Origin of the sequence: Kitasatospora sp. NBC_01560 (assembly GCF_045208415.1) — a bacterium.
GTDB lineage: Bacteria > Actinomycetota > Actinomycetes > Streptomycetales > Streptomycetaceae > Kitasatospora.
The window spans coordinates 7,585,759-7,605,960 of the sequence record NZ_CP109364.1 but is presented as its reverse complement, the minus strand read 5'-3'; the positions used below and the strand labels follow the sequence as shown (position 1 = coordinate 7,605,960).

General features: G+C 75.1%; 17 protein-coding genes. 6 read left to right on the top strand and 11 right to left on the bottom strand.

The annotated features are described in order from the left end of the window. Window positions 1–238 precede the first annotated feature (238 nt). Window positions 239–2,755, bottom strand: a complete 2,517-nt coding sequence (locus tag OH807_RS32785) for a histidine kinase (protein ID WP_406206380.1) — start codon at window positions 2,753–2,755, stop codon at window positions 239–241. A 138-nt stretch (window positions 2,756–2,893) separates the two neighbouring features. Beyond that, window positions 2,894–3,526: a response regulator gene (locus OH807_RS32780; protein ID WP_406211316.1), complete on the bottom strand. Its 633-nt coding sequence runs from the start codon at window positions 3,524–3,526 to the stop codon at window positions 2,894–2,896. Between the two features lie 452 nt (window positions 3,527–3,978). On the opposite strand from OH807_RS32780, the gene OH807_RS32775 reads away from it, so the two are divergent. Next, window positions 3,979–6,294, top strand: coding sequence for an ATP-binding protein (locus OH807_RS32775; RefSeq protein ID WP_406206377.1), 2,316 nt, complete (start codon window positions 3,979–3,981; stop codon window positions 6,292–6,294). 189 nt (window positions 6,295–6,483) lie between these two features. On the opposite strand, the gene OH807_RS32770 is transcribed toward OH807_RS32775, so the two are convergent. The 9 genes from OH807_RS32770 to OH807_RS32730 all read right to left on the bottom strand — a co-directional run bounded on the left by OH807_RS32770 (window position 6,484) and on the right by OH807_RS32730 (window position 13,508). Beyond that, a complete protein-coding gene (locus OH807_RS32770; protein ID WP_406206374.1) occupies window positions 6,484–6,684 on the bottom strand; it encodes a hypothetical protein in 201 nt (66 codons plus the stop codon). 382 nt (window positions 6,685–7,066) lie between these two features. Next, window positions 7,067–7,636, bottom strand: coding sequence for a VOC family protein (locus tag OH807_RS32765; protein WP_406206371.1), 570 nt, complete (start codon window positions 7,634–7,636; stop codon window positions 7,067–7,069). A gap of 12 nt (window positions 7,637–7,648) precedes the next feature. Next, a complete protein-coding gene (locus OH807_RS32760; protein ID WP_406206369.1) occupies window positions 7,649–8,557 on the bottom strand; it encodes an SDR family oxidoreductase in 909 nt (302 codons plus the stop codon). A gap of 38 nt (window positions 8,558–8,595) precedes the next feature. After that, window positions 8,596–9,006, bottom strand: a complete 411-nt coding sequence (locus OH807_RS32755; RefSeq protein WP_406206366.1) for a hypothetical protein — start codon at window positions 9,004–9,006, stop codon at window positions 8,596–8,598. Beyond that, a complete protein-coding gene (locus tag OH807_RS32750) occupies window positions 9,003–9,467 on the bottom strand; it encodes a hypothetical protein (RefSeq protein ID WP_406206363.1) in 465 nt (154 codons plus the stop codon). The genes OH807_RS32755 and OH807_RS32750 overlap by 4 nt, the downstream gene beginning before the upstream one ends. A gap of 137 nt (window positions 9,468–9,604) precedes the next feature. Continuing rightward, complete coding sequence (locus tag OH807_RS32745; protein ID WP_406206360.1) at window positions 9,605–10,753, bottom strand: hypothetical protein; 1,149 nt, start codon at window positions 10,751–10,753, stop codon at window positions 9,605–9,607. Window positions 10,754–11,000: 247 nt separating this feature from the next. Then, a complete protein-coding gene (locus tag OH807_RS32740; protein WP_406206357.1) occupies window positions 11,001–11,444 on the bottom strand; it encodes a hypothetical protein in 444 nt (147 codons plus the stop codon). Further along, window positions 11,441–12,163 (bottom strand): cupin domain-containing protein, encoded by a 723-nt coding sequence (locus OH807_RS32735; RefSeq protein WP_406206354.1) that lies wholly within the window; start codon window positions 12,161–12,163, stop codon window positions 11,441–11,443. The genes OH807_RS32740 and OH807_RS32735 overlap by 4 nt, the downstream gene beginning before the upstream one ends. Further along, window positions 12,156–13,508, bottom strand: coding sequence for a sedoheptulose 7-phosphate cyclase (locus OH807_RS32730; protein WP_406206352.1), 1,353 nt, complete (start codon window positions 13,506–13,508; stop codon window positions 12,156–12,158). The genes OH807_RS32735 and OH807_RS32730 overlap by 8 nt, the downstream gene beginning before the upstream one ends. Window positions 13,509–13,768: 260 nt before the next feature. Here OH807_RS32730 and OH807_RS32725 point away from each other — a divergent pair, with 260 nt between their 5' ends. The 5 genes from OH807_RS32725 (at window position 13,769) to fahA (ending at window position 20,008) form a co-directional block, all read left to right on the top strand. Continuing rightward, window positions 13,769–15,211: an alpha/beta family hydrolase gene (locus OH807_RS32725; protein ID WP_406206349.1), complete on the top strand. Its 1,443-nt coding sequence runs from the start codon at window positions 13,769–13,771 to the stop codon at window positions 15,209–15,211. Between the two features lie 258 nt (window positions 15,212–15,469). Next, complete coding sequence (gene hppD, locus OH807_RS32720) at window positions 15,470–16,687, top strand: 4-hydroxyphenylpyruvate dioxygenase (RefSeq protein WP_406206346.1); 1,218 nt, start codon at window positions 15,470–15,472, stop codon at window positions 16,685–16,687. Window positions 16,688–16,740: 53 nt separating this feature from the next. Then, window positions 16,741–17,943, top strand: a complete 1,203-nt coding sequence (locus OH807_RS32715; RefSeq protein WP_406206343.1) for a homogentisate 1,2-dioxygenase — start codon at window positions 16,741–16,743, stop codon at window positions 17,941–17,943. Next, window positions 17,940–18,791, top strand: coding sequence for a hypothetical protein (locus OH807_RS32710; RefSeq protein WP_406206340.1), 852 nt, complete (start codon window positions 17,940–17,942; stop codon window positions 18,789–18,791). Before OH807_RS32715 ends, OH807_RS32710 begins: the two co-directional genes overlap by 4 nt. Then, on the top strand, window positions 18,788–20,008 hold the full coding sequence (gene fahA / locus OH807_RS32705; RefSeq protein ID WP_406206337.1) for a fumarylacetoacetase: 1,221 nt from the start codon (window positions 18,788–18,790) through the stop codon (window positions 20,006–20,008). The genes OH807_RS32710 and fahA overlap by 4 nt, the downstream gene beginning before the upstream one ends. Window positions 20,009–20,202: the final 194 nt, after the last annotated feature.

The window sequence follows — 20,202 nt, the reverse complement described above, 5'->3', positions numbered from 1 at the left end:
CTCGCGGACGACCTGGGGTCGGGAAGACGGGGAGGAGCGCGGTCCCGGACGGAGAGGGGTCCGTGCGGGGCCGGTGATCGGGCAGAGCTGAGCTGCGGTCGGGGATCAGGCGGAAATCAGGGGCGCGCCCGCGAAGTTGACGCGACCATGATGATTGGGCCAACGCCCGACCCCGTCAAGGGGCCCAGGGCGGACAGGTGGCGACAAATGGCTGACAGCCGACAGGTTTCATCATCCGTCAGCTGTGATCCGTTCGCCGTGATTCGGCACCACCCGAGGTGGGAGCACCCCCTTCGGGTACGACCGGCATCCGCGGCAGCACCGCCCGGACGAGTGCACCGCCGGCATGGTTCACAGCACTGAAACCTCCGCCCAGCTCCTCGGCCCGCTCGGCCATCGACCGCAGACCGAGCCCCTGGCCGCTGCGGTGGCCCTCGCACCGGCCGGACGCCGCACCTCGCAACGCCCCCCGCCCGGCGCCCGCTCCCCCGCCCCTGTCCCCGTCCACAGCTCCGCCGTCGCCACCGGTTCCACCGCCACCGGCTCGGGCTCCGCCCCCGAGAGCGTCCGTCCGGACGACGGCCGCCCGGCCCGGGAAGCCCCGCCCGTCGTCCCGGGCCTCCACCACCACCTCGTCCGGCCGCACCCGCAGCGTCAACCGGGCCGCCGTGGCGCCCGAGTGGCGCAGCACGTTGTTCAGCGCCTCACCACTGATCCGCAGCACCGCCACTTCGACGGCCGCCGGGAGCGCGGGCGGCGGATCCGGGTCGAGCACCAGGGCGAGCCGGACGCCGTCCCCGTCCAGACCGGCGACCAGCCTGCGCAACGCACCGGCCAGCCCCTCGCCGGCCAATGCGGCGGGCGCCAACCCCTCGGTGATCCGCCGCAGTTCGACGATTGCCTGCCCGATGCCGGCCGACACCGCGAGCAGCGACCGGGCGGCCGGAGAGCCCTCGGGGACGGCGGCACGCGCGGTGTCGACCCCGAGCCGCAGCCCGGAGAGGGTGGGGCCGAGGCCGTCGTGCAGGTCGTGCCGCAGCCGGCGGCGCTCCTCCTCCCGGGCCAGCACGATCTGCCGCCGCCCGGCCTGGAGTTCCTCGTACAGGCGGAGCGAGGCGATGGCGGGCGCGGACTGGTCGGCGAGGAAGCGCAGCACCTCGTGGTCCTGGGCGTCCAGCACGGGCTGGCCGGCGCGTGGCGGCGCGTACAGGTCGCCGATCACGGCGCCTTCGTAACTGAGCGGGAACACCTGGCTGTCGGGGGCCACCGTGCCGACCGAGGCGAGTTCGTGCGGGCCGTTGCGGGTGTGCAGGACGACCCGGGCGCCGGGCAGGCCGAGTGCGTTGACCACGGTGTCGCAGAGCAGCGGCGGGGCGTCCGCCGGGCTGACGGCGCGGCTGAGCCGCTCCGCGAGCTCGCGCACCACCTGGTAGGGGCGGGCCCGGTCGCCGTAGTAGAACCGGTCGACGGCTCGGAGCACCCAGCGGGTGGTCGGGCCGAGCAGTCCGCCGATGGCCAGGGCGCCCGCGGCGAGCAGTTGGGCCCCCGCGCTGCTGGCCTGCGGCAGCGCACGGCGCAGCAGCAACGCGATGCCCAGGTATCCGGCGATCAGCAGGGCGGTGAGCGCGAGCGCGCTGAGCATCCGCCGGGTGGCGCGGTCCAGGTACCGGGAGCGGTCACGGGTGAAGGCGTAGCCGACCGCGCCGAGCATCCAGAGCGCGGATCCGGTGAAGTACGCAACCGCACCGAAGCTCTCCGAACTGCCCAACCGGAGCGCGAGGTTGGTGGTGAGCAGCCAGACCAGGTAGGGGACGAGCACGGCCGCGACCGTGCGGTGCGGCCGGGGCGAGCGCCGCCAGCGCACGGCGGCCACCGTCAGGTTGACCGCGACGAGCGCCCAGGAGACCAGCGTGACCCGCCACTCGTCGAGCGGCAGCCCCTCCCCCTGCGGCACCAGGACGTCCCCGACGTAGGGCAGCGGCACACCGAGCCGCACCACACAGGCGTGGAGTGCGCTCCACAGCACGAGCGCGCCGACGTAGAGCCGCCCCGGACCACCGGGCAGCCGGCCCCCCGGCAGCCAGAGCGGGAGGGCCACCGCCAGGAAGACGAAGAGTGCGACCGAGGCGAGCAGCACGGCCGCACCGACGGCCTCCGCCACCGGTCCGGCGCCGGCCGAGGCGGTGGCGAGCAGGAGGAACCGGGAGAGGCAGCCGCCCAGGCCGGCCGCCATCATGACCAGGCCGAGGCTGCGGCCGGCGGCGCGGTCGCCCGGCCCGGGGCCCTCGGCCGGCACGGCGGCGCGGTGGGCGGCGCCGGGCGCAACGGTGCCGGGCGCAACGGTGCCGGGCGTCGTGGCGCCGGGCGCCGTGGCGGTCGGCTTCGTGGCGCTGGGCGCCGTGCCGTGCCTCGCGTCGTGCGGGCGGATGCGAGCGGCAGCGGGCCCGTCCGGCCCGGCCCGGTGGGCGAGGATCAGCAGCCCGGAGAGCGCGAATCCGAAGCCGAGCAGCACCGTCTGGCCGTCGTGGAGGAAGAACGGCTCCGCCCAGGCCGCGTCCTGCTGGATCAGCGCCAGCAGCACCCAGCCCAACCCGCAGAGCAGGGTCAGCCCGCAGACCGCGTACGCACGGGTCAGGCCGGGCCCGGCGGGCGGGGCGGGCCGGGCGGCGGGCACCGGACCGACGACGTGCTCGGCAGCACGGTCGGCGGTGCGGTCAGTGGTGCGGTCGGCGGCGGCCGCGGCCGGTTCCCTCATCTGGCCCTCCTCCTCCCCGCATCCTCGGTGTCCTGCCGTCCCAGGGGCGTGGGACGGTGGTCCGGTTCCGGTCCCGGCCCGCGCCGGCCGGGCCCGGCCGGAGTCCGGGCCAGGACCGCGGACGGCCCGGGCGCGAGGTCAGCTGTCGCCGAGGCCCATGTCCCGGGCCCGGGCGACCGCCTCGGCGCGGGTCGCCACGTGCAGCTTCTCGAAGATGTGGGTGACGTGGTTGCGGACCGTCTTCTCCGCCACCACCAGCTCGCGGGCGATCCTCCGGTTGTCCAGGCCGCGGGCCACCAGGTCCAGCACCTCCGCCTCACGGGCGGTCAGCGCGGGGAACAGCTGTCCCGCCTCGCGCAGCCGGGCGCCCGCCAGCAGCTCGGTGATCCGGCCGGCCACATCGGCGCCGAACACCGCGCCGCCCGCCGCGACCGTCCGCACGGCGTGCAGCACCTCCTCACGGCCCGCGCCCTTGACGAGGTAGCCGCGCGCGCCCGCCTGGAGCGCTGCCAGCAGGCTCCCGTCGTCGTCGGCCATGGTGAGCATCAGCACCGGAGGGGCGGGTGGCTGGGCGGCGAGCCGCCGGGCGGCCTCCAGGCCGGAGCCGTCCGGCAGGGAGAGGTCCATCACGACCACGTCCGGACGGTGCCGGGCGACCGCGTCCGGTACCGCGCCGACCCGCTCCGCCTCGGCCACCACCACGATGCCCTCGGCACTCTGCAACGCCGCCCGGAGACCCTCGCGGAACAACGGGTGGTCGTCCACGATCAGGACCCGGACGAGTGAGGCGTCCCGCCCGCCGTCGCGTTCACCGCCGGGCTCCGCACCCCGGGCGGCCTCCGGGCCGGCGTCCTCGGGGTGGCTGTCCTCGGCGCGGCTGTCCTCGGGGCGGTCGGGCGGCTGCCGGTACTGCCCCGGGGCGGGCTGCGGCTCGCCCCGGAGGCCCGGCTCCGGCTGCGGAGCGGGCTGGGCGGCGGAGTGCTGTTGGTCCACCTGGCCGACACTACCAGCGATGGTCGGGTGACTTTCCGTGACATGCTCGGAGTGTTGCCCGCCCACCCGGGCCGTTCGGCACTCACGGCCGGAACGAGACCACTGCCTCATGCGTCCGGGACGGCGGGCCGGTCAGACTGCCACCAGTACCCGGACGAACGGCCGTCCCGGCACCCGGCGAACGGGCCGTCGGCGGCCCACACCCCCAGCCGCGTCCCCAAGGCGGTGCCATGATCACGGTGACCTCTCCCCGCCCCCGGGCGTCCGCCCGGTCCGCCGCCCGCCGGACGGCCGCCCGCCGGCAGCTCACCGGCGCCGCCGTCTGCACGGCGGTCTGCCTCGTGGTGGGCACGCTCTGGGTCTGCTACGTGCTGGTCCACCTCGGCGCTCCGGGCGTCGACCGCCCGCGGGACCAGCTCGCCATCCTGCTCTACGCCCTGCCCACCGCCGGCGCGGGCATGCTGCTGCACGCCCACCGCCCGGGCAGCCCGCTGGGCTGGGTGATGCTGGTCTACGCCCTCACCTCGATGCTGCCCAGCGCGGCCGGGGCGCCGCTCTGGGTGGAGGTCTCCGACCCCGGGCTGGTGGGGGCCGTCGCCGTGCTCCGGTCGGTCTGCGACACCATCAGCCAGACGCTCTTCTACGTGCTGCCGCTCTGGCTGCCGTACGGGCGGCTCACCGGACGGCGCTGGTGGCTCTACATCGGCGCCGTCGGGCTCTGGGAGCTCCCGGACGGCATGTCGTTCCTGAGCCGGCCGACCGTCTACGGCCACCCCAATCCGCTCGCCGACAGCCCGCCCGCGACCTTCTTCGGCTCCCTCTCGGACCGGCTCGCCGACCTCTACGCCCCGATGGGCTACCTGCTGGTCGCCGTCGCGGTCGCCGTCCTGCTGTACCGGGTGCTCCGGCCGGCGCAGCCGCCCGGAGCACCGCACCCCGCGCACCCCGCGCACCGGGCGCACGTGGCGGCGATGCTCGGTGCGTACCTGCTCTGGGCCGGCATGCAGGACTACTACACCCGCCGGTTCCAGTACGAGTACTGGCTCAGCTACGCGCTCTTCACCGCCGCCGGGGCCGTCTGGGCGGTCGCCGTCGCCCACCTGGTGATCCGGGACGGCGGCTGGCGGCTCGACCGGGCCGCCCGGTCCGTCCTGACCGGGCTGCTCCTGGCCACCGGGCTCACCACCCTGTTCGTGGTGTTCGCGGCCGTCCTCTCCGGCTGGCTGGTGCCGGGGCGGGGCGGGGCGGCGCTCCTGCTCATCGCGCTGGTCTTCGGGCTGGGCGGCTGCCTGCCCCGGGCCGCCCGGTGGGCCGTCGGCCTCGTCGACCGGCTCTACTACGGCGACCGCGCCCAGCCCTACCAAGTCCTGCGGACGCTCGCCGGCCGCGTCCGGCAGACCGTCGACCCCGAGCGGCTGCCGGCGGCACTCTGCACCACGGTCGCCGAGGAACTCCGGCTGCCCGGTGTCGCGCTGACCGTCACCACCCGTGCCGGACGACGCCCGCTCGCCTCCGTCGGCCGCCCGGACGAGCCACGCCAGGGCTTCCCGCTGGTCCACCGCGGCACGGTGATCGGGGAGTTGAGCGTCGCACTGCGCGACGGTGAGGAACGGCTGGACGCCGGTGACATCGACATCCTCCAGTCGCTGGCCGACCAGGCCTCGCCCGCCGTGGCCTCCCTCCAGTTGCAGGAGGACGTCCAGGCCAGCCGCGAGCAGATCGTCGCGGCCCGGGAGGAGGAACGGCGTTGGCTGCGCCGGGACATCCACGACGGCCTCGGGCCGGCGCTCGCCGGACTGCGGCTGAGGATGGACAACGCGGCGGCCTCCCAGGCGGGGCCGGGCCCGGGGACGGACCCCACGCGGACGACGAGCACCGGAGGCGCGAGCCTGGACGGCACCGGGGACGGGAACGGGGGCGGCGGCGGGGGCGGGGGCGGCGGCAGTGGCCTCGCGGAGACCTTGCGGCGGATCTCGGAGGACCTCGCGATGGCGATCAAGGAGGTCCGCCGGATCACCGACCGGCTGGGCCCCGCCCCGCTCGGCGAGTTCGGTCTGAGTCGCGCCGTCCGGCAGCTCGCCGCCAACTTCAGCGGCGCCGGGCTCACCGTCACCACGTCGATCGAGCCCGATCCGCTGCCCGACCTGCCGGCCGCCGTCGAGGTCGCCGCCTACCGGATCACCGCCGAGGCGCTGAACAACGTCCTGCGGCACGCCCGGGCCCGGCAGGCCCAGGTGGCGATTCGGGTGGACGCGACGGCGCTCACGCTGACGGTGCTGGACGACGGCGTCGGGGTCGTGGAGCCGGCCGGCGGGGACCAGCCGGCGCAGCACGCCGGAGCGCCCTCGGAGGAGGGGTTCGGGCCGGCCTGCGGCGGACCGGACCATGACGCGGCCAGCGGGGCCGGCAGCGGGGTGGGACTCCGCTCGATGGCCGACCGGGCCGCCGAAATCGGTGGCAGCTGCACGGTCGGACCGCTGCCGCGCGACCACGGGACCAGGGTGCTGGCGGTCCTGCCGCGGTCCCCGTCGAGGGGCGAGGCCTGACGGCCGCCCGACCGACCGCCCGCCCGCCGAGCACTGGGCACTGAGCACCGGCGGACGACGGACCGTCCCCGGTGCGGGCGGCACCGGGGACGGCGATCGGTATCGGAAATCGGGGACGTTGATATCGGGGACATGGAGGTCGGGGGGACGGGAAATCGGCCGACGGGACGGATGCGTGCCGGGGGGACCTCAGGCTTTTTTGCAGTCCTTCTCGCCGGGCTTGCAGATCCTGCCCGTATCGGTGGTGTCCGGGGCGAGCCCGGACTTCGGGGGCGCTTCGCATTCCGCGCCCGCGCCGACGACGACATTCTTGATCACGACGGTTGCCGCTGCGAAGCCGACGAGGACGGACGCGACGCCGAGCGCCTTCGTCGCGGTGTTCGTTGCCATGGCCGGTGCTCCAGACTCTTTCGTCTACGGACTCTTCGTCTTCCGAGCGGTCGAACCGTCCGGCCGCTCTTCCCTCACGATGCGCCGGGGGACGACCCAGGCACATGGGCCTGCCGTCCCGTCCCGGTCCCACTGCGGGCGCAACGACCGGGACGGACAGCGTTCACGCAGGTCAGAGCCCGCGGAGCGGAGGGCCCCGCACGGGAGCCGCCACCGGTCCACGGTGGTGGCGTGGCGGTGGCGGTGGGTACGGCGGCGGTGGGTACGGCGGCGGTGGGTACGGCGGCGGTGGGTACGGCGGCGGTGGGTACGGCGGCGGTGGGTACGGCGGCGGTGGGTATGGCAGCGGTGGGTACGGCGGCGGCCGGGGTGGGCGCCGGCCTCACTCCTGCGGCGCCGTGGCGGCGGTGCCCGCCGACCAGGGCCCGTCCGGCGTGAACAGCCGGTCATCGGTGGCGCGTTCGTAGGGCATCCCGGCGGGCATGGCGAGCACCTCCAGCTGGAGGCCCCACGGGGTGCGGAAGTAGACCCAGCGGTCGCCGTCGATCGGGCCGCCGTCGGCCACGGTCTGCGGCTCCCCCAGCACCTCGACGCCGGCCTGCGCCCGCAGATGGGCCACGGCCAGGTCGACGTCCTCGACGGCGATGGCCAGGTGGTGGCCGCCCCAGTCGCTGTTGGCGGGCAGGACGCGCCGCTGGCCGGGAGCGGTGTACTGGAACAGCTCCAGGTTGCCGACCGGCCCGAACCGCAGCATCGCGATGTACGCCACCGCGTCACGGTGGACGCCGAGTTGGCGGGTCATCCAGTCACCGCCGGACGGATCGGTAACCGGGCCCAGACGGTAGAGCAGCCGGGCGCCGAGGACGTCCGTGAAGAAGTCGACCGCCTGGTCGAGGTCGGGGACGGTGAAGGCGACGTGGTGGACGGCGTGGGCACCGGGGATGCCGGTCATGGCGTCCTCCTCTCAGGGCCACCGGGTGGCCGGGTGGTGGGGAGACCGAACCTCGGTCGGCGCGCGAACGGGCCCGTCGTACCCGGGCCCGTCGTACGCGGGTGATTGGTGCAAGGCGTCGCGCTGGTTGGCGACGGCACTCATCAGGCTCAGGCCACCGTCGACGGTCAGCGAGACACCGGTGGTGTAGGCCGCGTCCGGGCTGGTCAGGTGAACGATCGCGGCGGCCACCTCGGCCGCTCGGCCCGGTCGGCCCACCGGAATGCCGGGCCGAGCCTGTCGGGCCGGGTCGCCGTCGTCCGGGCCCCCGTCGTCCGGGACGCCGTTCATCCGGGTCGCCGTCTCCCCCGGACTGACCGCGTTGACGGTGATCCCGTGTGGTGCCAGTTCGAGCGCGAGGACCTTCGTCAGCGCGCCCAACCCGCCCTTGGCTGCACAGTAGGCACCGCCGCCGAGGATCGGCGTGAACTCGTGGACGGAGGTGACGTTCACGATCCGCCCTCCCCGGCCCTGGCGGACCATCCGGCGGGCGGCGGCCTGCAGGCATGCGAACGGACCGGTGAGGTCCACCCGCAGGATCCGTTCCCAGTCCGCGAGCGTCTCGGCCAGTGCGGGTGAACGGTGGTTGATCCCCGCGCAGTTGACCAGGATGTCGAGGCCGCCGAGGTGTTCGGAGGCCCCGTCGACGGCGCGGGCGGCCGACACCGGGTCGGCCAGGTCCAGCGGCAGCAGCATGGTCCGCCCGCCGGCCAGCGCGGCCGTCCGGCGGGCGGCGGCACGGTCGGTGCGGTAGCCGATCGCCACCGTGTGGCCGCCCCGGGCCAGCGCCACGGCGGTCGCCCGGCCGATGCCGGAGCTGGCACCGGTCACGATCGCCACCGAGGGCCGCCCCGAACTGCCGTTGCTCTCCGTCGGGTTCATCGGTTCGCCTCCTCGGCGGTCGGCGGGTGGCGGGGTGCTCACGGCCCGGTCCGGCGCTCGGCCCGGCGGCGGGCCAGGGTTTTCCTGGTCGCCGCGGTGCCACGGGGGGCGGCAAGGGTCAGGCAGAGCAGCTCGGCGCCGAGCGGGCCGGCCTCCAGGTGGAGCGTCACGGCCCGGCGGGCCAGCAACAGGTCACCGTCGACCGCGAGGTGATCCGGCTCGCCGGTGCTCCGGCCGACCAGGAGGGAACCGCGCAGGACGTGGAGCACGGTCTCGGCCTCGGCCTGTCCGGGCATCGCGTGACGGGCGCCGGGGCTCAGGCGCAGGTGGTCGAAGGACTCGCAGGGGCTCATGAGCATGGACCGGCGGGCGAGGCAGCGCAGCCGGACGCGCTCGCCCGACGGGCCGAGGATGACGGCGGCGGCGCCCGAGGCAGTGGTGACGATCATCCGGGCTCGCCTCCTTCCGAATGGTCGGGGTGGGTCGGGTGGTCCTCATCCACGGGATGAGAGGGGTGGCTCGGGTGGCGCCGACGGCTCGGGGTGTCAGGACCGGGGGCCGTTTCGGCGCGCGGCGGGCGGCCGACGACGGCGAGGACGGCGTGGAAGTACTCCAGGCCCGCCGCACCGGCGGTCAGGACCGTCCGGGTGCCGAGCGGCAGGGTCAGCGCGGTGCCCTCGACCAGCGGGACTCCCGGGTCGGCGTCCTCCCGCGCCGCATCGTCGGGCACGGTGGCGGTGCCCGAACCGGCGGTGACGTAGAGCGCGTGCTCGACGGCGTCGGAGACGACCTCGGCGCTATGCCCCGGATCGAGCCATTGCAGGCCGACCACGCGCAGCGGACCGGTCAGGACCCTGCTCGGGTCGACGGCGCCACGTCGGCGCAGGTCGGTAATGACGGTGCCCGTCATGACGGGAACTCCCTCCGGTCTCCGGCGGTCCGGGTGCTGGTCCGCCTCTGCGCTCCACGATGTGCCGCCCGTCGTCCCGGCCGCACGGGCAGCCGGTCCCGTCCTGCTCCCGCCAGCTGCCCGGTCGGGCCGTCCGGTCATTCGGTGGTGACGGGCCGGGGGTCGGGGGCAGGGCCCCGGCTGTGCGGGACGACTGTCCGTGCCAGGCCCTCGACCGCCGAGCGGAGGAGCGCGGCGTCGACCCGGGTCAGCAGCCGCCCGCCGCGGCAGTGCGGGTGCCCGAGGCCGTCGAGCAGCACCAGCCCGGGCTCCGCCACCGCGGCGAGGGCGGCGGCCGACGTGCGGGCAGCGGCCCCGGCCGGCAGCGCCGTCGCCGAGCCGTTCCGGGCCAGCAGCTCGCGGTGCGCACACTCGGCGGAACGGTCGAGCAGACCGCCCAGGACGGCGATCCGGGCCGCGAGCAGCAGCCCCAGCGCCCCGGCATCGCCGGGCGCGAGCGCGCTGGTGGTGGGCGGCACGCTCCGCAGCGCCGCGCCGAGGCTGCGCCCGTAGCCGAGCGCGAGGGCCGGACCGGTCTCGAACGGATCGAAGCAGACCAGGGCGGCCCGTGCGTCCGCGCACAGGACGACGCAGGCGGCGACGGTCCGCGCCGTGTGGCGGGCCCGGGGGCGCAGCATCCGGGCGAGCACCTCGTACTGGGCCGGGCAGACGGCCAGGACATGCCGGATGACCTCGACCAGGCCGGCCCGGTTCTCCACCGCCGGCCGGCCGGCCAGGACGTCGCTGCGGATCCAGACCAGCGTGGGTGCCCGCCCCGGGCCCGGGAGCGCGCCCGCAGGTGGGGCGCCGCCCGGGGCCGGGACCGGGCGCGGCAGTGCGAGTGCGGGGCCGCACGCGGCCGCGAGAGTGGTCGGCAGCCGGACGTCGGCCGTGACGCCGCAGGCCTGCTCACCGCCCAGGGCGATCACCACCGTCCGGCCCTCAGGCGCCCACCCGGCACCGGGCAGGGCGCCGGTCCCGCTGTCCGAGCCGGCGGCCGGTCCGGCCGGGGCACCCGCCGGCACCGCGTGGACGGTGCAGGGGGCCTGCGCGGACGCGAGGGCCCGGACGCGGGCAAGTGCGGCGGCGGGGGTGGCCGCGTCGGTCACCAGGAGGAAGCGGTGGGCCCGCAACCCGGCGATCAGCTCGGCGAGTTCCGTCCAGGACTGCTCACCGCAGCGCACGAGCACGGGGAAGTGCGTTGGTCCGGCCTGGATCCGGCGGTCGAGTTCGGCGGTGCGGCCCATGGCGGCTCTCCTCCCGCTCTGTCTTCGACCACGACCATGGGCCGCCCGGCGCCCCGGGCGCCTGAGCCGCGGCTCCCGTCCCGGCCGGTCCCGACCCCGGCCCCGGTCCCGCCCGACCCCGGAACAGGCCCGGGAGCAGGCCCGGGACCGGGCGGGGGAGGGCGGGGGAGGGCGTCGGCAAACAGGCAACAGTTGACGGATAACAGATGATGAACTCTGTTATCCGTCAACTGTTAATCAACAGCTGTCAGCCGTCCACCGCTACGGGGCCCACTCCCGGGCCCGCCACCGGGCCCGCCACCGACTCCTCCTCCGGCCGGCGTGCCGGAAGCCGCCGGCTCAGCTCCGCCGGCAGGACGGTGACGCAGAGCAGTTCCGCGCCCAACGGCCCGCCGTGCAGGTGGACGCCCCGCCCGCACGGGGCGAGCAGCAGCGCGCCGCGCGCCAGCCTGCGGCGCGGCGCCCCGGGGGAACGGTCGACCACCTCCACCGTTCCCCCGAGCAGGTACCAGACGGCCTCGGTCCCACCCCGCCCGACGAGGTCGTAGCAGACCCCCGGCCCGAGCCGGATGTGCTCGACCGACTCGCACTCGCTGTGCAGCATGCCCCGGCGGGCCAGGCAGCGGGTGCGGATGCGCTGGTGGCCCGGTCCGAGCAGCATCCGCGGCCCGCCGGCACCGGTGACGATCACCGCCCACCACCCCCCACGCCCGCCCCCACGTCTCCCCCCGCCCCCGCCACCACCAGCTCGGCGTGCACGTACTCCAGCCCGTCCCGGCCGGCCGTCAGGGCCACCGCGGTGCCGAGCGGCAGGGTGAGCGCCGTCCCCGGCCGCAGCGGCAGCCGCACTCCCCCGGCAGCGGCCCGGCCACCGCCGGCCGTCACGAAGAGCGTGTGCTCGACGCCGTCCGCAGCATGCGTGACCCGCTCCCCCGGCACCGTCCGGGCGAACCGCAGCAGGCGCAGCGGGCCGCCGATGACGGCGGACGGGTCCACCGGGCCGGTTCGCCGCAGATCACGGATCACCGTGCTGCCGACGGCCTCGGCACCGTCCGCCGCCGGCAGTTCGACGACCAGCCACTCCAGCGGGCCCGCACCGAGGTTGCGCAGACCGTGCCTGGTCCCGACCGCCGTCAGCACCGCGTCACCGGCGCCGACCGCGTACGGGCGGCCGTCCAACGTGACCTCGCCCTGCCCGGCGAGCAGGACGTAGACCTCGCCGGTGCGGGTGTGCAGGTGCTCCCCGCTGACGCCGCCGGGCGGGATGCGGGCCCACTCGACGGCCTCCCACTCCCCGGCGAGCCCGGCACGACCGGCCAGGCACGTCCACTGGGTGACGCCGGCCGCGCCGTGCACCCCGTGGACGTTCGCAGGTGCGCGGGTGCCGGCCACCACGATCGCGCTACGCACGGACCTCACGCCCCTCACGCCCCTCACGCCACCCGCGGCCCCCACCGTCACCAGTGCCGTCACCACTGCCGCCGCCGTCCGCGGCGGGCCCGCCGGGTACTCGGTCGGCAGCTGTCCACGCTCTCAACCATCTTGCCGCGTAGGCGAGTTCACGATCCGCCAGATCGTCGACGAACACGGCCGACCCGATCCCGGCGGGCAGCGGCAGCCGCTGTCGGCCGTCACGGTGGCGGACGGTGTCCGCGAGCGCCTCGCCGAGCGTGACCGGCTCGATCAGCGGGTGCCAGACGGGGAGCCGGAGCCGGCGCATCAGCCGGAGGATCCGCTCGCCCTGCTCCGCGTCGAGCAGTCCGCGCCGCTCGGCGACGACGGTGGTGAGCGCCATGTCGATGCAGACCGCCTCGCCGTGCAGCAGTTCGGGCAGTGCGCGCATCTCCACGGTGGGGCTGAACGAGTGCCCGTAGTCCATCAGCCGTTCCAGGCGGTGCTCCCAGAGGTTGGGCTGGAGCTCCTGGAGCATGCCGCGGACCGCCCGGGTGAGCACCTCCGTCCCGACGCGCGGGCCCTGGAACCGTTCGTCCAGCAGCGCGGGGCCGTGCCGGTCGAGCAGCTCGAACAGCTCGGCGTCCTTGACCAGCGCGACCTTGAGGATCTCGGCGAGGCCGTTCGCGAGGTGCCTGCGGTCCAGGGTGGCGAGGAAGGCCGGGTCGAGCAGGGTCTCGACGGCCGGGTGGTAGGTGCCGAGCCGGTTCTTGTGCCGGCCGTGGTTGACGCCGGTCTTGGCACCGACCCCGGCGTCGACCAGGCCGATCAGGGTGGTGGGCACCCGGACGAACGGCGTCGAGCGGCGGTAGAGGCTGCAGGCGAGGCCGACGATGTCGGTCAGGACGCCGCCGCCGATCGCGATCACCGGCTCACCGCGCCGGGAGATGCCGAAGGAGTCCATCCGGTCGGCGACCCGGAACACCGAGTCCATGGTCTTCACCTGCTCGTACGCGGGCAGCACCAGCGTCTCGTACGCGACGCCGCGGGCGACCAGGTACCGGTGCAGGAGGTCCCCGTAGAGCTCGTGCACCCGGGCCTCGACGACGACCAGCCGCCGACCGGGCGGCCCGCCGGCACGGGCCAGGTCCGGACGGTCGGGATCCAGCACACCGGGGGCGAAGCGGACGTGGTACCGCACGGGCAACGCAGTGGTGACCGTCCAGCCGGTGACCGGGTCACCGGAGTCGTGCAGACCGTGGCCCCGGCCGCCGCCGCGGGCGGCGGCCGGGCCGTGCGGAGCGGCGCGGCCCGGCGGGCCTGCGGAATCGACGTGCGGGTGGTGCGGGCGGGGGATGGTCACTGCGCGCCTCCTTCGGCTCGGAGCCCTGGAGGCGGGCGGGCGGGGCGCCGGCCCGCCGGGCGGTCCTGCCTCCCACGCTCGGGCGCCCGCTGTCCCGGATGCACGGGCGGCCGGCCCCGTCCGAGTCCCGGGCCCGGTCCCGGGCGGTCGCTCCCGTCCTCGCTGCCCCGGGCCCGCACCCGCCCGCACCCTTGGCCCGACGCCCACCCCGGCCCCCACCCCGGCCCCGCCGACGTACCGTGGAATCCGGAGGCCGCGCCATGCACGACACCGGTACCCGCTTCACCGACCGCACCGACGCGGGCCGCCGCCTGGCCGCCCGCCTGGGCCATCTGCGCGGCCCCACCGGCAGCCCCACCACCGGCAGCCCCGCCGGCCCGGAGACCGCCACCGGCCCCGTCGTGGTGGTCGCGCTGCCCCGCGGCGGCGTCCCGGTGGCCGCCGAGGTGGCCGCCGCACTCGGTGCCCCGCTCGACATCTGCGTGATTCGCAAGCTCGGCGTGCCCTACCAGCCCGAGCTGGGCATGGGCGCGATCGGCGAGGACGGCGTCCGGGTGCTGAACGACCAGGTGCTGCGGATCGCCGGAGTGACCGCCGAGCAGCTCGCCGGGGTGGAGCGGCTGGAGCGTGCCGAGCTGGAGCGCCGGGCCCGCCGGTACCGGGGCGACCGGCCGCCCGCGGATCTGCGCGGCCGCACCGTGGTCGTGGTCGACGACGGCATCGCGACCGGTTCCACGGCCCGGGCGGCATGTCTGATCGTCCGGGCGAGGGGCGCGGCCCGGGTGGTCCTGGCCGTGCCGGTGGCGCCCCCGGAGTGGACCGACCGCCTCGCCGGGGTCGCCGACGAGCTGGTCTGTGTGGGGACGCCGTCGCCGTTCTTCGCGATCGGCGAGTTCTACGCCGACTTCTCGCAGACCGGGGACGACGAGGTGCTGCGCCTGCTGGCCGAGGCCCGCGGCGAGCACCCCCGCGGCCCCGTCGAAGTGGACCGCGAGCTGGCGGTACCCGCCGGCGGCGTCCGGCTGGCGGGCCGGCTGACCGTGCCGGCGGGGGCCGTGGGCGTGGTGGTGTTCGCGCACGGCAGCGGCAGCAGCCGGCGCAGCCCCCGCAACCGCCGGGTGGCCGAGCAGCTCAACCGGGCGGGGCTGGCGACGCTGCTGTTCGACCTGCTCACCGAGGACGAGGAGCCGGACCGGCGCAAGGTCTTCGACGTCGAGCTGCTCGGTGCCCGTCTCGCGGCCGTCGCCCGGTACCTCCCGGAGCTGCCGGACATCCGCGGCCTGCCGCTGGGCCTGTTCGGCGCCAGCACGGGAGCGGCCGCCGCACTCCGGGCGGCAGCCGGAGCAGCCGGGCCGGCCGCCCCGGTACGCGCCGTGGTGTCCCGGGGCGGCCGGCCGGATCTCGTCGGCCCGGTGCACCTGGCGGAGGTGACCGCACCGACCCTGCTGATCGTCGGCGCCCGGGACGGCACGGTGATCGACCTGAACCGGCAGGCGCGGGCCGGGCTGCGCTGCGAGAGTGAACTCGCGGTGGTGCCGCACGCGGGCCACCTGTTCGAGGAGCCGGGCGCGCTGGACCGGGTCGCCGAGCTGGCCGGCGCCTGGTTCCTGCGCCACCTCCCGGCCGCCGACCCGACCACCACCGACCCGACCAGCATCGGCCCGACCAGCACCGCAGCACCCGACGCAGCACCCGACGCATGACCCGACCCGCACGCGACAGCAGGCCGACGGGCCCGACAGCTCCGACACCCGCCCAGTGCCACCGTGCAGCACATTTTGTGCAGCCGGCACCTGGATTTCCTGATCAGCTTGTACACATTGAGCAGTGAAATCCCGACCTGTTGCCCAACCCCCCCGACAGGAGCAAGCTCTCCGCTCAGCCGCACCGCCCACCCTATGCGGCGCGGCCGCCTCAAGCGGATGCCTCAATGCCGAGGCCTCAATGTGGAGGAACGACCGATGACCCCGCAGTCCCACGCCGCCCTTGAGCTGACCCCCGAGGAGCGCGAGGCCGGTCTCGACGCCGAGCAGCTGCGCCGCCTCGTCGGCCTCGTCGAGCACGACCCCGCCACGGACCCGTTCCCTGTCGTCGCACAGGACGCCATCGTGTTCGTCGTGGGCAACGCCACCCAGACGGCCCACTTCTACCAGGCCGTGTTCGGCATGGAGCTCACCGCCTACTCCGGCCCCGAGACCGGCCGCCGCGACCGCAAGGCCTTCGTCCTGCGCTCCGGCTCCTGCCGCTTCGTGATCAAGGGCGGTGTCACCCCGGACAGCCCGCTGCTGGACCACCACCGCCGCCACGGCGACGGCGTCGTCGACCTCGCGCTGGAGGTGCCGGACGTCGACAAGTGCATCGCGCACGCCCGCGCCCAGGGCGCCACCGTGCTGGAGGAGCCGAACGACGTCTCCGACGAGCACGGCACCGTGCGCCGCGCCGCGATCGCCACCTACGGCGAGACCCGGCACACCCTGATCGACCGCTCCCGCTACCACGGCCCCTACCTGCCGGGCTTCGTGGCCGCCGAGACCAAGGTGACCCGCCCGGCCGACCGGCCGAAGCGGCTGTTCCAGGCCCTGGACCACGCGGTCGGCAACGTCGAGCTCGGCCGGATGGACGAGTGGGTGGCGTTCTACAACCGGGTGATGGGCTTCGTGAACATGGCGGAGTTCGTCGGCGACGACATCGCCACCGAGTACTCGGCGCTGATGTCCAAGGTGGTCGCCAGCGGCAACCACCGGGTGAAGTTCCCGCTCAACGAGCCGGCCATCGCCAAGAAGAAGTCGCAGATCGACGAGTACCTGGAGTTCTACGGCGGCCCCGGCTGCCAGCACCTGGCGCTCGCCACCAACGACATCCTCTCCACCGTCGACGTGCTGCGCGCCAACGGCGTGGAGTTCCTCGCCACCCCGGACTCCTACTACGACGACCCGGAGCTGCGCGCCCGGATCGGCAAGGTCCGGGTCGACGTCGAGGAGCTGAAGAAGCGGGGCATCCTGGTCGACCGCGACGAGGACGGCTACCTGCTGCAGATCTTCACCAAGCCGCAGGGCGACCGGCCGACCGTGTTCTTCGAGTTCATCGAGCGGCATGGCTCGCTCGGCTTCGGGAAGGGCAACTTCAAGGCGCTCTTCGAATCCCTGGAGCGCGAGCAGGACCGCCGCGGCAACCTCTGATCGAATCCCCTGATCAGAGCAGAGCCGACAAGCGGTCGAGGAGGAGCAGGACGATGGCGTACTACCGGCAGCTGGGCAGCATCCCGCCCAAGCGGCACACGCAGCACCGCACACCCGAAGGCGGGCTGTACTACGAGGAGTTGATGGGCGAGGAGGGGTTCTCCTCGGACTCCTCGCTGCTCTACCACCGGGGCATCCCCTCGGCCGTCGTGGACGCCGTGCCGTGGGAGCTGCCCGACCAGTCGACGGTGCCCAACCACCCTCTGCTCCCCCGCCACCTCAAGCTGCACGAGCTGTTCGCGGGCCAGGAGTGGAAGTCCGCGGACGTCGTGACCGGGCGCCGGCTCGTCCTCGGCAACGGCGACGTACGGATCTCGTACGTCGCCGCCGGGGCCCCCAGCGAGCTGTACCGCAACGGGCTCGGGGACGAGTGCGTCTACGTCGAGTCCGGTACGGGCACGGTCGAGACGGTGTTCGGCTCGATCGAGGTCGGCCAGGGCGACTACGTGGTGATCCCCCGGGCGACCACGCACCGCTGGGTGCCGTCCGGTGACGAGCCGCTGCGGGCGTACTGCATCGAGGCGAACAGCCACATCACCCCGGTGAAGCGCTTCCTCTCCAAGTACGGGCAGCTGCTGGAGCACGCGCCGTACTGCGAGCGGGACCTCCGCGGCCCGGTCGGCCCGCTGGTGGTGGAGGAGGCCGGCGACGTCGACGTGCTGGTCAAGCACCGCGGCCCGAACGGCATCGCGGGCACCCGGTACACCGTGCCGCACCACCCGTTCGACGTGGTCGGCTGGGACGGCTGCCTCTACCCGTACGCGCTGAACATCCGCGACTACGAGCCGATCACCGGCCGGATCCACCAGCCGCCGCCCGCGCACCAGGTCTTCGAGGGCAACGGCTTCGTGATCTGCAACTTCGTGCCCCGCAAGGTCGACTACCACCCGCTGTCGATCCCCGTCCCGTACTACCACTCCAACGTGGACAGCGACGAGGTCATGTTCTACTGCGGCGGCGACTACGCGGCCCGCAAGGGCTCGGGCATCGCCCAGGGCTCGATCTCGCTGCACCCGGGCGGCCACACCCACGGCCCGCAGCCCGGCGCCTACGAGCGCAGCATCGGCGTGGAGTTCTTCGACGAGCTGGCCGTCATGGTGGACACCTTCCGTCCGCTGGAGCTCGGCGAGGGCGGCCGGGCCACCGAGGACGCCAACTACGCCTGGACCTGGGCGGGTCGGGGGCCGCAGCGGTGAGCACCGTCCCCGCGCTCCTCCAGGGCCTCTTCGACGACGCGGCGGTGTTCCCGCCGGGGGACCTGCCGGTCGCCGAGGCTGTCCCGGCGCACCACGCGCACCGCTCCGCCTGGTACGCCGAGGCCGTCGGCCCGTTCCTCTGCGGAGCGGGCCGGCTGGCCGAACTCACCGGCCTCGCCGGTCCCGGCCTCCGGGTCGGGCTCGTCCTGCCGGGGGGCAGTGCCGAGCTCGGCCCGGCGCTCGCCGCCGCCGCGTCGTTGGCGCCGGCCGGCGTCCAACTGGTCGGCGTCGAACTGACCACCCGGGACGCCGCCGAGGCGGTCGCCGCCCTGGACCTGCTGCTGCCGCCGGACGTCCCCGCCGCCGTCGAGCTGCCGCGCGAACTGCTGCACGGCGACGCGCTGGACGAGGTGCTGGACGTCCTGGTCGACAGCCCGTACCGGGCCAAGTTCCGCACCGGCGGGGTGGTCGCCGGGGCCTTCCCGGACGAGACGGAGCTGGCCGGCCTGCTCACCGGCTGCGCGCAGCGCGGCCTGCCGTACAAGTGCACGGCAGGCCTGCACCACGCCGTCCGGCACACCGATCCGGCCACCGGCTTCGAGCACCACGGCTTCCTGAACGTGCTGCTGGCCGCACTGGAGACCGACCGCGCGGCCGCCGCCGAGGTGCTGGCCGAACGCACCGGCGAGGTGCTGGCCAAGGCGGTCCGCGAACTGACCGACCACCAGGTTACGGTGATCCGGAACTCGTTCACCGCGTTCGGCACCTGCAGCATCGCCGAACCCCTGGACGACCTGGCTGCGCTCGGCCTGCTCGCGCCCGACTCGCCTTCCCTGGAGGACCGTTGACCACCCCCCGCAGCTGGCTCGCCAGCGCCCAGGACTCCCCGTTCGGCGTGCACAACCTGCCGTACGGCGTCTTCACCGCCGCCGACCGGCCCGGCCGGCGGCGGATCGGCGTGCGCATCGGGGAGTTCGTCCTCGACGCGGGGGCGGCCGCCCGCGCGGCCGGGGCGCCGTCCGTGCTGCTCGATGCCGACACGCTCAACCCGCTGCTGGGCGCGGGCCGCCCGGTCTGGACCGAAGTCCGTGCCGCGCTGACCCACTGGCTCACCGACGAGTCGTTCCGGGACGCACTGTCGCCGCTGCTGCTGCCGGTGGCCGAGGTGGACCTGCACCTGCCGTTCGAGGTCGCCGACTACGTCGACTTCTACGCCTCCGAGCACCACGCCACCAACCTGGGCCGGATCTTCCGCCCGGGCTCGGAGCCGCTCACCCCCAACTGGAAGCACCTGCCGATCGGTTACCACGGCCGGGCCGGGACGGTCGTCGTCTCCGGCACCCCGGTGGTCCGCCCGCACGGCCAGCGCAAGGCCCCGGCCGACGCGGCGCCGTCCTTCGGCGCGACCCGCCGGCTGGACATCGAGGCGGAGGTCGGCTTCGTCGTCGGCACCCCGTCCGGCCTGGGCACCCCGGTCACCCTGGACGGCTTCCGCGAGCACGTGTTCGGCGTCTGCCTGGTCAACGACTGGTCCGCGCGGGACATCCAGGCCTGGGAGTACGTGCCGCTCGGCCCGTTCCTCGGCAAGTCCTTCGCCACCTCCGTCTCGCCGTGGATCGTCCCGCTGGACGCCCTCGAAGCCGCCCGGGTCACCCCGCCGGCCCGCGACGTCGAGCCGCTGCCCTACCTGGACGACCGCAACGGCGAGCCGTGGGGCCTGGACCTCGCCCTGGAGATCCGCCTGAACGGGCACCCGGTCTCCCGCCCGCCGTTCGCCTCGATGTACTGGACGGCCGCGCAGCAGCTCACCCACATGACGGCCAACGGCGCCTCGCTGCGCACCGGCGACTTCTTCGCCTCGGGCACCGTGAGCGGCCCGGCGGCGGACACCCGGGGCGCGCTGATCGAGCTCACCTGGAACGGCGAGGAGCCGCTCAAGCTGCCCGACGGCTCCGTGCGCACCTTCCTGGAGGACGGCGACGAGGTCGTCATCACGGCGACCGCCCCCGGCCCCGGCGGCACGGTGCTCGGCTTCGGCGAGGTGGTCGGCAAGGTCGTGCCGTAACGGCGGCGCACCTGCACACCTGACACCTGCACACCGCTGCGCGCACCACCCGCGGCGCAGCAACCGCCGAGGGCGGCACCGGCCGACCGGTGCCGCCCTCGGGCTTGTACGGTGGCGCGGGGGTCCGGGTGCCGTCGAGGCCGGGATCCCCGGGCCGGGGAAGCATCAGAGAAGCATCGACTTGGAACGGGAGC